8 protein-coding genes and 1 tRNA gene are annotated in these 15,207 nt (G+C 61.5%); 6 read left to right on the top strand and 3 right to left on the bottom strand.

From position 1 onward, the window contains the following. Positions 1 to 579: 579 nt before the first annotated feature. Both ACOYYX_RS29400 and ACOYYX_RS29395 read right to left on the bottom strand, forming a co-directional pair. Positions 580 to 654 (bottom strand) — tRNA-Pro (locus tag ACOYYX_RS29400). A 183-nt stretch (positions 655 to 837) separates the two neighbouring features. Then, positions 838 to 1,962: a DUF1570 domain-containing protein gene (locus tag ACOYYX_RS29395; protein WP_422926273.1), complete on the bottom strand. Its 1,125-nt coding sequence runs from the start codon at positions 1,960 to 1,962 to the stop codon at positions 838 to 840. 739 nt (positions 1,963 to 2,701) lie between these two features. Here ACOYYX_RS29395 and zwf point away from each other — a divergent pair. From zwf to ACOYYX_RS29370, 5 genes are all read left to right on the top strand, one after another. After that, positions 2,702 to 4,243, top strand: coding sequence for a glucose-6-phosphate dehydrogenase (zwf, locus tag ACOYYX_RS29390; protein ID WP_422926272.1), 1,542 nt, complete (start codon positions 2,702 to 2,704; stop codon positions 4,241 to 4,243). A 128-nt stretch (positions 4,244 to 4,371) separates the two neighbouring features. Then, positions 4,372 to 5,364, top strand: coding sequence for a glucose-6-phosphate dehydrogenase assembly protein OpcA (locus tag ACOYYX_RS29385; protein ID WP_422926271.1), 993 nt, complete (start codon positions 4,372 to 4,374; stop codon positions 5,362 to 5,364). A 95-nt stretch (positions 5,365 to 5,459) separates the two neighbouring features. Further along, on the top strand, positions 5,460 to 6,452 hold the full coding sequence (glk, locus tag ACOYYX_RS29380; RefSeq protein ID WP_422926270.1) for a glucokinase: 993 nt from the start codon (positions 5,460 to 5,462) through the stop codon (positions 6,450 to 6,452). Positions 6,453 to 6,663: 211 nt separating this feature from the next. Beyond that, on the top strand, positions 6,664 to 9,339 hold the full coding sequence (locus tag ACOYYX_RS29375) for an MGH1-like glycoside hydrolase domain-containing protein (RefSeq protein ID WP_422926269.1): 2,676 nt from the start codon (positions 6,664 to 6,666) through the stop codon (positions 9,337 to 9,339). Between the two features lie 197 nt (positions 9,340 to 9,536). Then, positions 9,537 to 13,598: a PVC-type heme-binding CxxCH protein gene (locus ACOYYX_RS29370; RefSeq protein WP_422926268.1), complete on the top strand. Its 4,062-nt coding sequence runs from the start codon at positions 9,537 to 9,539 to the stop codon at positions 13,596 to 13,598. Positions 13,599 to 13,855: 257 nt separating this feature from the next. Here the strand turns inward: ACOYYX_RS29370 and ACOYYX_RS29365 are convergent. Then, positions 13,856 to 14,981 (bottom strand): IS3 family transposase gene (locus tag ACOYYX_RS29365; RefSeq protein WP_422923185.1). Its coding sequence is split into 2 segments (ribosomal slippage): positions 13,856 to 14,699 and positions 14,698 to 14,981, totalling 1,128 coding nucleotides; the frame shifts between segments, so codons are not numbered across the junction. A gap of 38 nt (positions 14,982 to 15,019) precedes the next feature. On the opposite strand from ACOYYX_RS29365, the gene ACOYYX_RS29360 reads away from it, so the two are divergent. Beyond that, a complete protein-coding gene (locus ACOYYX_RS29360; RefSeq protein ID WP_422926267.1) occupies positions 15,020 to 15,205 on the top strand; it encodes a carbon storage regulator in 186 nt (61 codons plus the stop codon). Positions 15,206 to 15,207: the final 2 nt, after the last annotated feature.

The following is a 15,207-nucleotide window of genomic DNA, read 5'->3' as shown; positions in this document are numbered from 1 at the left end:
ATTGCTCAGAGGTCACCGTCACTATTCAAGCTGGATCTCAAGCCGTTGCCGACCTACACCCTACCATGTTGGCCGAGCAGAAAGCCAACTTGCCGCTCGTTAACCGGGCTACCATTGGTAGGCGACGACATGAGACGTTTCAGCATTCGCCAGATCGGCGCGGTGCGGCCTTGAACGCGGATGTATCAGGCACGATGCCCTCACCACAGGCGACGGTAATTAATATATTCATATTCAAATCAATGAACTCCGACAAGAGCTTCGCCGAATGCGGATGGTTCCCGCGAGCCCGCTTCATTCATAGGCCATCTCGACCCGTTCGCGGGAGTAGGGGGCGGCGATGACTTCGGCGTCGCGGCCAGTCGGTGCCAGAACCGCCAGGCCTTCTCTATATTGGAGGAGAGACGCTTCCCGGTGGCCGCGATGGTGACGTGGTAGGCCAACCGGTCGAACGAATACAATTCCGAGCTCTACAAACAGTTGCAACCCAAATGAAAACCCTCCGGTTTTGGCTTGGGTTTAGTTCCCGAGCCACCGGAGGGAATTCTCGAAACGCAATAAGTCTTTAACCAAACTAAGTCGGGGCGAGAGGATTTGAACCTCCGACCTCACGGACCCGAACCGTGCGCTCTAGCCAAGCTGAGCTACGCCCCGTCGTTCCTGCATTCGACCTCAGCATCTTAGCGTAGTGCAGATTTCTGTCAACCGCGGTATTGTTCGGATCTTCCAATGTTCTCACCACTCAACAGAAATCACGTTCAGCAAGAGCTTTAGGGATCAACCACTTGCTGCAAATCCCAATGGGCGATAATTAGCGCCGTGAATGAACGGCGAGTTTCAGGGAACTTTCGGACTCTCAGCTCGCACACCTGGCACCCTATTGCCCTCCTCTAGCGGAGTCTCAACTGTTTTCATGAACTCGCGCCAGGCCCGGTTGGTGGCTTCGAGGTCTGGGCCGAATGAAGCTCGGAAGGCGGCAACCACGGGATTCTCTTCGTGGGTTCTGGAATGGGAGGGGAGTTTCAGGAGATCGAGGAAGTTGATGAATTCTCGGGGATGCTCGATCCGGAGGTAGTAGACGAGGGCCCAAGCCTTGGCGTACGAGGTTCGCACATAGCCCTGGCCGAAACCCGAGTTCTCAAGGAGAGGGAGGAGGAGAGGGGGAGTTGTCAACTTTCGCCAATCGACGAGCCGGATGTCGTGGGCACGGCCTACGCCGGCCCAACGGCCGCCGCGAACGACCTCGAACTGGGCGGCGAAACCTTCATGGAGCCAGGTCGGGAAGACGTGCTGATCGGGGGCGAGCCCGCTGGCAGCGGTGAGTTGGTGGACCATCTCGTGGGCGGCAACGCCGAGGTCGACGGAACGCCACTCCTGATCGAGCAGGAGTTGGCGACGGAAAAGATCTCGCTCCAAGTCGGAGTGGAGCTTGAGTGCCTGGTTGCGGCTCAGGACCCGGGTTGGTTCGCCGCGGATCTCGTAACGAAGTCGAGACCCTTCGGGTAGGTTCTGCGCGGACTGCTCCAAACGATCGAGATCACGCGAGCGAACGCCAAAGGTATTTCGCAATTCTTTCTGGGGAGACGAATTCCGTCCGTCGTAGGCGACGACTGCCTTCAAGGTTGGGTGATAGTAGCCGCGGGTCGTCCGAAAAGTATCGAGCTTCTCGGAGTGGAGGAACGCAAGGTAATCCTCGTGGCGGGCAAACCAGGCAGAGGCCATTCGGAAGGAAGGGACCGTGAGTTCCATCCCTTGTCCTGCGAGCATGAGATAATACGTTGAGGTCACGCGTTCGAGGAGGTCGAGCCTTTCCTTCGCGTCGGCGTCGGAGTGCTGGTGGAGCAGGGCAACGTGTGGGCTGAGCTTGAGTTCGTATCGATGGCCGAGGGCCGCCTCCAATCGTTCCAGGTCGGGGAGGGTTTCGGAGCAGGGCTTGTCGAGCTTCGCCAGAGTAGCCGCCATGCGGGCGGTCGGGACGTGCGAGGGATCCTGTCGATGGGACTCGCGAAGAAATGAGATAGCCTCCGGCGTCAGGCCATTTTCGAGGGCCCACCACAGGGCGCGGAAACGGTCCTCGGCACTTCCTTCGATGGCCTTTGCCCGGCGTTCGGGCCACTCGCGAGCCGGCCAATAGTCCGGAACAACTTTGCGGAAGTCCTTTCTCTGAAATGAATAAGCTCGGTCGGGAGCTTCGACGAGGACCTTGTCGCCATCGATCCTGGCAGGGATCTGGAGTTCCCCGCCTTTGGCGAAGTAGAGTAGTTCCGACTTCCCCTCGTTTGCGAGTCCGAGTCCCATCGAAACAACGAAGACCCAGCTCCACCATTTCTCCATCGGCGCATCCGGTAATCGCTTCACCTTCGAGTTCCTAATCAAGAGAACGAGTCGCGGAACGCCGATTTTCGAGAGGGAAGACTTCGTCGGTGGTGAATGCGGTTCCAGAATCCCTGCAACAAACTCGCAAACTTGCATGAAGCCAACACCCGCTCGCATCGTACCCGTTGTGCTGTGGCCGCCTCATCAGGTAGGAAGTCACGCTCAGGCATCTCGCCGCAAGTAGTTCGCCGGTCACTTTGGTTTTTGCCCAGCTCGAATTATGCTGGTTCGGGCCGGCCTGGACGAGGTATTCCTGCGGTCCGTCGACGAGATGGGCAGCGGACGGCGACTGGATCATCACATTCGCGTTCGAGGAAGAGACTCCATGATTGAATCACCCTCGGTCAATCCTCTACTGGCCGGCGCGGGCTCCGTTCAATCGGCGCAACCTTGCACGCTAGTCATCTTCGGAGGGAGCGGAGACCTCGCTCGCCGCAAGCTGTTGCCGGCGGTGTACAACCTCGCGCTCGATGGGGTCCTGCCGACGAACTTCGCCGTGGTCGGTTTCGCCAAGAACGACTTCACCGACGAGGAGTTCAGGAACTTCGCACGAGAAGGGATCGAGCAGTTTTCCAGGCGCCCGGTCGACGAGGCCCATTGGCCCGAGTATGAACGGGCCCTCTTTTTCGTGCCGGCGTCTTTCGACGATCCATCCTGCTACGAGGCCCTGAAGCAAAGGCTGGCGGAGATCGAGCCCCAGTTCGGCATCCCGGGAAACCGCGTCTTCTACCTGTCGATCCCACCGAGTCTTATCGGAACGTGCGTCGAGCATCTCCACAAGGCCGGCCTGATCAACCCGGAAGGGAAGGGCCCATTCTCGCGGATCATCGTCGAGAAGCCGATCGGCCGCGACCTGAATAGTGCCCGACAGATCAACGCCAAGATCCTCGACGTCTTCGACGAGAAGCAGGTCTTCCGGATCGACCACTACCTCGGCAAGGAGACCGTGCAAAGCCTTTTGGTCGTCCGCTTCGCGAACTCTATCTTCGAGCCCCTCTGGAACCAGAAATACATCGACCACGTCCAGATTACCGTGGCCGAGGAAGAAGGGGTCGGCACCCGCGCCGGGTATTACGAAGAAGCCGGTGCCTTGCGAGATATGGTGCAGAACCACATCCTCCAACTCCTCTGCGTCACGGCCATGGAGCCCCCATGGTCGATGGGCGCCGACGTCGTCCGCGACCACAAGCTCGGCGTCTTGAACTGCCTCCGGCCCATCACCGGTCGAGACGTCGAGAAGCATGTCGTCCGAGCCCAGTATGGCCCCGGTTTCCATGACGGAGAAGGCGTCCCCGGCTATCGCCGCGAGATGGGGGTGAACCCCAACTCGACGACCGAGACCTATGTGGCCCTCAAACTCTTCGTCGACAACTGGCGATGGGCGGGCGTACCTTTCTACATCAGGACCGGGAAGCGGCTCCCGAAACGAGCCAGCGAGATCGCCGTGCAGTTCAAGGCGGTGCCGGAGATCCTCTTCAACACGAACCCGAACGCCCAACTCGAACCAAATGTGCTCGTGCTTCGGATCCAGCCGGATGAGGGACTCTCACTCAAGATCACGACCAAGCGTCCCGGCACGAAGCTGCGGATCTGGCCGGTACGCATGGACTTCCGCTACGACACGACCTATGGCGACCAGACACCCGAGGCCTATGAACGGCTCCTCCTTGACGTCATGGCGGGCGATGCCACGCTCTTCATGAGGCGCGACGCGGTCGAGGCCTCCTGGACCTGGATCCAGAACATCCTCGACGCCTGGGAGCAGATGGGCTCGCGCTGGCTCCCTGAGTACCCCGCCGGGACCTGGGGACCCGTTGAGGCCGATCGCCTGATCGAGGCGGATCAGCGCGAGTGGAGGACCCTATGAGCTCCACCGAAAACGCCGGATTCACGCCATTGAAGGTGAATCTTTCCGCCATCGAGCACGCACTAGACGAGCTTTGGAAGTCCCCTGACACCCAATTCTCGAGACACGCCAGCGTAACGCGTGCCTGTATGTCCAATTTGATCATTTACTGTGTTAATCAGACCCAGGCTGAGTTGATCGTCCAGGAGCTCGATGAAATCGTCCGGCTCCACCCGAGCCGGGTGCTGCTGCTCGTCGGCGACCCGAAGGCGTCGCCATCGTCAATCGAGGCTTTCGTCTCGGCCCTCTGCCACCTTTCCGGCAGTTCCGGGCAAGTGTGCTCCGAGCACATCACGATCCAGGCCAGCGGAGACGCCGTACTGCGGCTCCCGACCACGACCCGAGCACTCCTGATCGGAGATTTGCCGACCACGCTTTGGTGGGCGAGCCATGAGAGCCCTTCTCTGGGCGGGGTGCTCTTCACAGAGCTCGAGGACATGGCCGACCAAGTCATCTACTCGTGCCTCGGATGGGATGAGCCGAGGCGAGACACGATCGCCACGGCAAAGTGGGTCGTCGAAGCCGAATCCACAGAGACACTGGCGTCGGATATCACCTGGCGAAGACTCAAGCCCTGGAGAAGTCTTATTGGTCAGTCGCTCGACCCAGCCGCCGTTCCGGGAGCGCTAGGCTCGATCACCGAGGTCGTGGTCGAGTGCGGATCTCATGGTTTGCCAGAGTCTTGGCTGCTGGTGGGTTGGCTCGCATCACGCCTGGGCTGGCGGCCGACGGGTTTTGCCCAACGGAAGAGCGGGGAGCTCGGCTGGACGCTCCAAGCATCCGGCCGAAACGTCGACCTCAAAATTCGGCGTATCCAGGAAGGAAGTCCGGAGATCCGTTCCATCGCGACTGCCTGGACGGTCGATCGCTCGACGGCGACCATGACGGTGGCGTCGCAAGGACCTGGCAAGCTCGGGATGTCTTACCAGGGGGTCGATGCCCAGCCTCGACTCCTGATCGCTCCCAACCAGTCGCGAGCGACGCTCGTCGGACTTCAACTCCAGGATCTCGAACGAGATATCTACTTCGACGCGGCACTCCAGGTCGCCCGACAACTGGCGGAATCGAGCACCTTGCTCTGATCCATCGCTCAGTAACCATGCCGCCGTCGGCATTGTGTTTCTCGCAGGCTCGACGCCTATTCTTTCCCCGTTTCAGGCCCGAGGAGGCGTTTTCGATGTTCTTGGCCGGTGACATCGGCGGGACGAAGACAGTCTTGGCTCTATTCGAGTCGTCGGACAAGGACCTACATTGCGTGCGCGAGGAGGTCTACCCGAGCCGGGACTACAAGACCTTCGACCATCTGCTGAAAGTCTTCCTAGAGTCGTCTCCCGGCCAGCGGATCGAGTCCGCCTGCTTCGGCGTGGCGGGCGCTGTCGTTGAGGGGCGCAGTCACGCGACGAACCTCAACTGGGACCTCGAAGAAGGGGCCCTGGCTAAGCTGCTCGGTGTGTCGAGAGTCAAATTGCTGAATGACCTCGAGGCCGCGGCTTACGGCATGCTCTTTCTCAAGCCCGAAGAAATGGAGGTCATTCAGGAGGGTCATCCCGGGCCCGACCAGAACCGCGGAAACATCGCCGTGATCGCCGCGGGGACGGGGCTCGGCGAGGCCATGCTTTACAAGGAGGGCGACGAGCATCAACCGATCGCCTCCGAGGGGGGACACGCCGACTTCGGGCCGTCGAGCGACCTCCAGCTCGACCTCTGGAAATACCTCAGCGCCAAGTTCGGGGGACACGTGAGCTGGGAGCGCGTGCTCTCCGGTCCCGGCATCCACAACCTCTATCTCTTTCTGAGAGATCGTGGCGAGATCCCCGAGTCGCCGCATGTAGCCGAGGAAATCCGGACGGGCGACCCCAACGCCGCGATCACCAAGCACGGCCTCGACGAGACCGACCCGTTGAGCGAGGCCGCCCTGGATCTCTTCTGCTCGATCTACGGCTCCGAGGCCGGGAACATGGCCTTGCGCCTTGTCGCCTTCGGGGGTGTGATCATCGGCGGCGGCATCGCCCCCAAGATCCTCCCTGCGCTAAAGCGTGGGGAATTCACCCGGGCCTTCGCGGCAAAGGGCCGGATGCGATCCTTGCTCGAACAGATCGAGATCCGAGTCGCCCTCAATCCTAGGGCACCCTTGATCGGCGCCGCCCACTATGCCCGCCGGATCGGCTGAACTGCGACCCAAGAATCAGTTGCCGGAAGACTCTCGCCGAGGGCCCCGTTACACTTGCAGAATCATGTCCGCCTCCGAACCCTTTCGGGGCGGACGATTTCCTTCAAGGCGCCCAGGTCCCCCGAGCGTTCACCTCGGACTTCTCCCCGCGAGCCGATCACGCCACACGTCCGGCCGAGGTCGAGGTCCCTAAATCGAGTAGTTCGTTTCCATGACGACGAAGGAACACGAGCGGCTGCTGTCCTGCTCCGATGACACGAATACCTGGAGGCGCTGGGGGCCCTACGTCAGCGGCCGGGCCTGGGGCACAGTTCGCGAGGATTACAGCCCCGACGGGGAAGCCTGGCGATTCCTTCCCCACGACCTGGCGCGGAGCAAGGCCTTCCGCTGGGGCGAGGATGGCATCGCGGGGATCTGCGACCGCTTCCAACTGCTCGTGTTTTCCTTCGCCTTCTGGAACGGCCAGGATCCGATCCTTAAGGAGCGGTATTTCGGCGTCGACTCCCTCGACGGCAACCACGGCGAAGATGTCAAGGAGTATTACTTCTACATCGACAACACGCCGACGCATTCCTACATGCGTTACCTTTACAAATATCCCCAGAAGGCCTACCCCTACCAGCAACTCATCGACGAGAGCCGCAAGCGAGGCGGCGACGCCCCCGAGTTCGAACTGCTCGACACGGGGATCTTCGACGAGGACCGCTACTTCGACATCACCATCGAATATGCCAAGGTGAATGCCGAGGACATCGTCATACGCGTCGAGGCCGTGAATCGTGGCCCCGAGCCGGCCCCGCTCCACATCCTGCCCCACCTCTGGTTCCGCAATACCTGGGCCTGGGGGGCATCACCCTCGCCCGAGCCCAAGATCTCGCTGAAATCTAAGGAATCCGACGCCGTCTGCCTCGTCACGGATGATTCCGAGGTCGACGCGCTCCAGGCGATCCCGGTGCATTATCGCCTCGGCCCTCGACTCTTCTACGGCTCCCCCGACGGTGAGCCAATCTTCACAAACAACGAGACGAACGCGGCGCGCGTCTTCGGGAACGGCCAGAAGAGTCGCAGCCCCTATGTCAAAGACGCTTTTCATCATTATGTGATCGAAAGAGAGCCTTGCATTAACCCCGATCAGATCGGGACGAAATCCGCGATCCACTATCACATCAAATCCATCGCCCCCGGCGAATCCGTAGTCTTGAAGTTCCGACTCACGGAAGACCACGAGCTAGCGAACCCGCTCGAAGACGTCGACGCGGCGATCGCGCTCCGCCGGGGCGAAGCCGACGAATTCTACAACGCGATCCTCGCCCCGCTCGCGACCTCCGACGAGCATCTGATCCAGCGCCAGGCCCTCGCCGGCCTCCTCTGGACGAAGCAGTCGTACCTCTTCGACGTCAACGTCTGGCTCGATGGCGACGATCCCAACGCCCCGCCGCCGGCCTCGCGCAAGGCGATCCGCAACCATCACTGGCGCCACCTGAACTCGATGCGGATCATGGCCGTGCCGGACAAGTGGGAATACCCCTGGTTCGCGGCCTGGGACCTGGCCTTCCACTGCGTCACCTTCGCACTCGTCGACGGCGAGTTCGCCAAGCAGCAGCTCTGGAACCTCCTCTTCGAGCAATTCCAGCATCCCAACGGCCAGATCCCCGCCTACGAGTGGGAATTCTCCGACCTGAACCCGCCGGTCCACGCCTGGGCCGTCTGGCGTGTCTATAACATGGACCGGATCCGCTCGGGGAAGGCGGACCGGGAATTCCTCGAAAGGTGCTTTCATAAGCTCATCATTAATTTTACGTGGTGGATCAACAAGGTCGACACCGAGGGGAACAACATCTTCGAGGGCGGATTCCTCGGGCTCGATAACATCACGGTCTTCGACCGCAGCGTGCGCTGCTCCGACGGTTCTCGAATCGAGCAGTCGGACGCTACGGGCTGGGTGGGGATGTTCTCCCTGATCCTAATGCGGATCGCCCTCGAGCTCGCCAAGCAGGATCGCGTCTACGAGGCCCTCGCCTCCAAGTATTTCCAGCACTATGTCTATGTCGGCGCGGCCATGAAGAATATGGGTAACCGCGAGTATCAGCTCTGGGATGAGACAGACGGGTTCTTCTACGATGTCCTCCGCTATCCCGATGGCCGATACCAGAAGCTCCGCGTTCGCTCGCTCGTCGGCCTCATCCCGCTCTTCGCCGTGGAACGCCTCGAGGAGGATTGGATCGAGCCGTTCAAGGAGTTCCGGGCGAACCTCGACTGGTTCATGAAGAATCGCCCCGACCTCGTCAAGAACGTCGTCCACACGATCGACCGTGGAGGCCAGCGGACGCACGTTCTCACGATCCTCGACCAGGAGCAGATCTGCCGGATCACCGAGCGTATCTGGGATCCCGACGAGTTCCTTTCGGAATATGGCATCAGGAGCCTCTCGCGGGCCCACTCCGAGGAACCGTTCGGCTTCGATCACTACCTGGTCGGCTACGAGCCGGCGGAATCCCTGCTCAAGATCAAGGGGGGGAACTCGAACTGGCGGGGGCCAATCTGGTTCCCGACGACGTTCCTCCTCATCGAATCTCTTCGGAAGCTGGGGACGGCCTTCGGGAATACCCTGGGAGTCGCGGCCCCCTGGGCCGGCGGCGACGCGATCCCGTTCCACGGCCTGGCCCGACAACTCGCCGATCGCCTCATCCACATCTTCGCCCGCGACACCCAGGGACGTCGCGCGGTGTATGGCGGCTCGGAGAAGTTCCAGGATGACCCCTACTGGCGCGATTTAATCTTGTTCTATGAATATTTTCATGGAGACAACGGGGCCGGCCTCGGCGCGTCCCACCAGACCGGCTGGACGGCCCTCGTCGCCTCCCTGATCGACGAGTGGCGTCGTTGACGAGCACCCGAGCCAGCAGGAGCCTCGATCGGAAGAGCCCTCGACCGATTGAGGCCGGTTCGTCTCCGGGCCGGGATGGCTTCCCTCCCCATTGACCGGCCTATGCGCACCCCCTAAAACGTATCCTCACAACGATCACGGCTCGCGGGTCGGTAGCGGTCGTCTCCAATCTCTCATTGGTCCCGATGAGGTACATCATGGGTTTCGCAAGACGGCTGAAGCCTCACGTCTTCATGCTCCTGACCTTACTCTCATTCACAACCAACGGCTCGGCCGCGGATGACGCGACGACCGAGGTTCCTGCCGGGATACGCCCCACGGATAAGGATGGGAAACCGCTCAACCTCGACTTCGAGGACGGCACTACCCGAGATTGGACGGCCGTCGGCGACGCCTTCCAGGGCCAGCCGATCAAGGGTGACACCGTCCACGCGCGACGAGGTGACATGAGCAGCCGCCACACGGGGGAATTCTGGGTCGGCTCATACGAGAGGAAGCTCGACGCTCCCCAGGGGACCCTCACCTCACGCCCCTTCGTCACTCAGCCCTACGCCACGTTCTTGCTGGGCGGCGGCTCTTATGCCGAGACCCGGATCGAGTTGATCCGCAAGGACACCGGCGAGGTCTTCTATCGGACTTCGGCCGAGGGGTCGGAGGACATGCGCCCGTTCGCCGTCGACCTGACGAAGCTCCAGGGGAAGGAAATCTCCATCCGACACGTCGACGAGCATAGCGGCGGCTGGGGCCACCTCAACTTCGACGACTTCAAGTTCCACGCATCGAAGCCGAACGTCCCGATGCGCACGTCGATCCCCGACGTCTACGCCCACGATGGCCTCTCTCCGCTCGAGGCGGCCAAGGCGATGAAGGTCCCCGCCGGGTTCGAGGTCACGCTCTTCGCCGGCGAACCCGACGTCGTCCAGCCGATCGCGATGGCCTTCGACGACCGCGGCCGGCTCTGGGTGGCCGAGGCCTATTCATATCCGATCCACGTCCCCGAGGATAAGGCCAAGGACCGCATCCTCATCTTCGAGGACAAGGACAACGACGGCAAATTCGACAAGCGGACGATCTTCGCCGAGAAGTTGAACCTGGTGAGCGGCCTCGAGATCGGGTTCGGGGGCGTCTGGGTCGGCGCGGCCCCCTACCTCCTCTTCATCCCCGACAAGGATCGCGACGATCAGCCAGACGGGCCGCCGCAGATCCTCCTCGACGGCTGGGGGTCGCACGACAGCCACGAGACCCTGAACTCGTTCAACTGGGGCCCCGACGGCTGGCTCTATGGCTGCCACGGCGTCTTCACGCACTCAAGAGTCGGCAAGCCCGGGACGCCCGATAATCAGCGAACCCCGATCAACGCCGGGATCTGGCGCTATCACCCGACGCAGCATCGCTTCGAAGTCTTCTCGCACGGCACGAGTAACCCTTGGGGCGTCGACTTCGACGAGCATGGCCAGACCTTCATCACCGCCTGTGTGATCCCGCACCTCTACCACATGATCGACGGCGCTCGTTACGAGCGTCAGGCCGGGCCGCACTTCCAACCCTACACCTACGACGACATCAAGACGATCGCCGACCACCGCCATTACCTCGGGGCCAACCCCCACGGCGGCAACGGCCGATCCGACGAGGCAGGGGGGGGCCACGCCCACTCGGGAGCCCTTATCTATCTCGGCGGGATGTGGCCCGAGGAATATCGCGGCTCGCTCTTCATGAACAACATCCACGGCGCGAGGATCAACCGCGACCTCCTCGTTCCGGAGGGCTCGGGCTTCGTCGGCAAGCACGCCCCCGACTTCCTGCTCACCAACGACCGCTGGTCGCAGATCATCAGCCTCAAGTACGGGCCGGATGGTAACGTGACCATGATCGACTGGTACGACAAGAACCAGTGCCATCACGATGAGGTCGAACTCCACGACCGCACCAACGGCCGCATCTTCAAGGTTTCCTACCCGTCGAAGACGAAAGCCCCGACGATCGGCGATCTCAATGCCCTGTCGAGCCTCGAACTGGCCAAGCTCGAACTCCACCCCAACGAGTGGTACGCCCGACATGCTCGTCGCATCCTCCAGGAACGTGGCCCCGATCCGGAGTTAGCCGGCGTCTTGCGCACGATGGCGACGAAAGAGGCCGATCCGGTGAAGAGACTCCGAGCCCTCTGGAGCCTCTATGCCATCGGCGGAATCGACGCCGCTTTTGTAGATCTCGGCCTCACCGACTCAAGCCCCGACGTCCGCGGCTGGGTGATCCGACTCGCGGCGAGCCTGCCGGGGGCAGACAAAAACGAGGCCTTCTATTCGAAGCTCGAACAGGCCGCCAAGTCTGACCCTTCGCCCATCGTGCGGCTGGCCCTGACCTCGGCGATCCATCGTTGGCCAGTCTCGACCCGTTGGGCGATCGTCTCCGGCTTGCTCCAACACTCCGAGGACGCCAACGACCACAACCTCCCGCTGATGATCTGGTACGCGGCCGAATCTCTCGTCGAGGTGGATCCGCCTCGTGCAATCAAGCTCGCGTCGGATGCCAAGATCCCACTCGTCCGCGAATACCTCGTCCGCCGCGTGGCTGCACTCGGTTCCGACGCCGCGATCGCCCAGTTGATCGACGTCCTCGGGACGACGACCGACGCCAACTTCCGACTCGCGATCCTGGAGGGCCTGAACGAATCCCTCAAAGGACGCCGCAAAGTCGAGATGCCCGCCAAGTGGCCGGCCATCTTCACCTCGATCACAGGGCAGGGGAACGCCAAAGTCCGAGCCGAGGCCACCGCGCTCGCCCTCACCTTCGGCGATCCGGCCGCGTTGGAAACGATCCGAACCATCCTCGGGGATCACAAGGCCGACCTGGCCAGGCGTCGTGCTGCGCTGGCCGACTTGCTCCGGGTTCGCGATCCCAAGCTCGCCCCAACCCTGCAAGGACTCCTCCAGGAACCCGCCTTGCGAGGCCAGGCCTTGCGGGCTTTGGCAGCTTACGCCGACCCATCAACCCCGGGAGCGGTCCTCAAGGGCTACGTGAGCTATACCCTGCCGGAGAAGCGTGACGCCCTGAACACCCTGGCGGCTCGTGCCGAGTCCGCCAAGACCTTGCTCGCTGCGGTCGGGGACGGAAAGGTCCCGGCCACCGACCTCTCGGCCGAGATCATCCGACTGCTCCGCAACCACAAGGACGAAACGCTGAACGCGGAAATCGGCCGGCTCTGGGGCACCGCCCGAGACACCTCGGCCGACTCCGCGAAGCGGATCCAGCAGTACAAGCAGATCGCGAAGGAGACTTCGGCCGAGGAGCCGGATATCCAACTCGGTCGGGCGGTCTTCGCCAAAACCTGCCAGCAGTGCCACACGCTCTTCGGAGTCGGGGGCAAGGTCGGTCCGGAACTCACCGGCTCGAACCGGGCGGATCTCGACTACATCCTGACGAACATCCTCGACCCCAGCGCCCTCATCGGCAAAGACTACCTGGCCCAGATCGTCTCGACGACCGACGGCCGCGTCCTGACAGGGATCCTCAAGAACGAGGACCGCGACTCCATCACGCTCGTGTCGGCGAACGATGTACTGACGATTCCCAAGGCCGAAATCGAGGAACGAAAGCAGAGCGACAAGTCGATGATGCCGGACGATCTCGTGACTCCGCTCTCGAATCACGAATTCCGCTCGCTGGTCACGTACATGGCCAGTTCCAACCAGGTCCCGCTACTCGCGACAGCCGAAAATCAGGCTGGCTTCTTCAACGGCCGCGACCTGACCGGCTGGATCGGCGATGCCAAGCTCTGGAGCGTCGAGAACGGCGTGATCGTGGGCAAGACAAAGGGCCTCGACCACAACGAGTTCCTCCGCAGCGACATGAGCGTGGGCGATTTCCGACTCACGCTCGACGTCAAGCTTGTCGCAAACGAAGGGAACAGCGGCATCCAGTTCCGCAGCGAAGCCACTCCCGAAGGAATCAAGGGATATCAGGCGGACGTGGGGGCGGGCTGGTGGGGCAAACTCTATGAGGAAGAGGGCAGGGGCTTGCTCTGGGATAAATCCGGTGAGGAGTTCATCAAGCTCAATGACTGGAACCATTACGAAATCGTCGCAGTTGGAGACAGGGTCCGGACGTATCTGAATGGCCATCCTTGTGTTGTGGTCGATGACCCAGCCGGGAGCAAGCGTGGGATTTTCGCCTTCCAGCTCCATGCGGGCGGAGCGACCGAGGTCCGCTACAAGGACATTCGCCTGGAGTTGAATCCCAAGCTTCCATCCAAGGATTAATCCAGGAATCCGATTGTCTTGCATCCCAGCGCAAAATATCTCTCATGTCGCTGTCGCTTCTCAGGTCGAGTTCTCGACTCCTAGTCAGTCGGGAACTCGACCGAACGTGAGATGGATCTCAAGAAGCGTCTGCAACAGGGAGGTTGAAATGCTGGTCCTGAGTCGCAAGCGAATGGAACGAGTGGTCATCGGCTCCGACATCTGAGGTGGACCCCATTGTCTAGACCAAAAAACGGCGATCCTTCGCTACTGTCCAATCAGGCCGTCGTGGCTCTGTCCGCTCGGTAGACCGTCCCTGGAGTCCGGTACCCCAGGGATTCGTGGAGCCGATCCTCGTTATAGAAGCCGAAGTATCGCCTCAACCCTCGCTGCAGCTCCGGCACCGTCTCGTAGCCTTGGATGTAAATATCTTCGTATTTCACGGTCCTCCAGAGCCGTTCGACGAACACGTTATCCAATGCCCTGCCGCGTCCATCCATGCTCACGGCTATCCCGGCCGCCTCAAGCCTCCCGGTGAACGCCTCGGCCGTGAACTGGACCCCTTGGTCCGTGTTGAACACCTCGGGCTTCCCCGACCTCAAGGCATCTTCCAACATCTCCAGGCAGAAGGAGCCGTCCAGCGTGTTCGACAGCCGCCAGCCGATCACGTACCGGCTGTACCAGTCGATCACCGCCGCCAGGTACATGAACCCTCCACTCATCGGCACATAAGTGATGTCCGTGCTCCACACGTGGTCCGCTCGCCGGGCTTTGACACCTCGCAAGAGATAAGGGTAGATCTTATGGCCTCTCCCGGCCTGACTCAGCCTGGGCTTGGCATAGATCGCTTCCAGGCCCATCTTCCGCATCAGGCGCTGTACTCGCTTCCGATTGACCTCCTCACCTCGTTGTTCCAGCCAGGCGGTCATCTTGCGGCTGCCGTAGAACGGGCATGCCGTATATTGCTCGTCGATCAACCGCATCAGGCGCAGGTCCTCGGGCGACTCACCCGCAGGTCGGTAGTAGAGGCTCGATCGGCTCAGCCCCAGCAACTCGCACTGGCGGCGCACGCTCAACCGGGGATGATCCGGCTCGATCAAGGGCCTTCGGTCCTCAACTGAATGGGGCGACTTTTTTTTTCAGCCACTCGAGTTCCATCTTGAGGCGCCCGATCTGTTCGAAGAGTTCGGCCTGGCGTGCCTCGGCGTCAGCCGAGGCCGCCTTGGCCGGACTCCCGAAGACCTCCTCGGCACTGCTGATGAGCTGCTTCTTCCAGCCATGGATCGATGTGGGATGGACGCCATAGTGGCCGGCCAACTCGTTGATCGTGCGGTCTCCCTTGAGGGCCGCCAGGGCGACTTGAGCCTTGAACGCCGCCGTGTGGACTTGCCGCTTCCTCGCCATCCGTCCTCCTCCTCAGACCCGTCTGAGTAGCTTAACAGATGGTCCAGTTTTCGGGGTCCACCATAATCCGCATCACAGTCGTGAAGCTGGAAGGCAACCAGGTGCGCATCGGGATCGAAGCTCCCGATGACCTCATGATCCTCCGGGCCGAACTGCTGCAGAATGAAGACGACGAGACGGCCACCGCAGCGACCTCGGCCCGCTCATTGCTGCCCAAGGCCTAATT

The organism is Singulisphaera chitinilytica, assembly GCF_049331405.1.
GTDB lineage: Bacteria > Planctomycetota > Planctomycetia > Isosphaerales > Isosphaeraceae > PoT.
The sequence above is the reverse complement of the archived record's forward strand: the minus strand, read 5'-3'. Positions and strand labels throughout refer to the sequence as shown.

Coding starts and splice junctions, on each gene's coding strand:
- ACOYYX_RS29395 (WP_422926273.1), bottom strand. CDS start 1,962: ATGGCGGCTACTCTGGCGAAGCTCGACAAGCCCTGCTCCGAAACCCTC.
- ACOYYX_RS29375 (WP_422926269.1), top strand. CDS start 6,664: ATGACGACGAAGGAACACGAGCGGCTGCTGTCCTGCTCCGATGACACG.
- glk (WP_422926270.1), top strand. CDS start 5,460: ATGTTCTTGGCCGGTGACATCGGCGGGACGAAGACAGTCTTGGCTCTA.
- zwf (WP_422926272.1), top strand. CDS start 2,702: ATGATTGAATCACCCTCGGTCAATCCTCTACTGGCCGGCGCGGGCTCC.
- ACOYYX_RS29360 (WP_422926267.1), top strand. CDS start 15,020: ATGGTCCAGTTTTCGGGGTCCACCATAATCCGCATCACAGTCGTGAAG.
- ACOYYX_RS29385 (WP_422926271.1), top strand. CDS start 4,372: ATGTCCAATTTGATCATTTACTGTGTTAATCAGACCCAGGCTGAGTTG.
- ACOYYX_RS29370 (WP_422926268.1), top strand. CDS start 9,537: ATGGGTTTCGCAAGACGGCTGAAGCCTCACGTCTTCATGCTCCTGACC.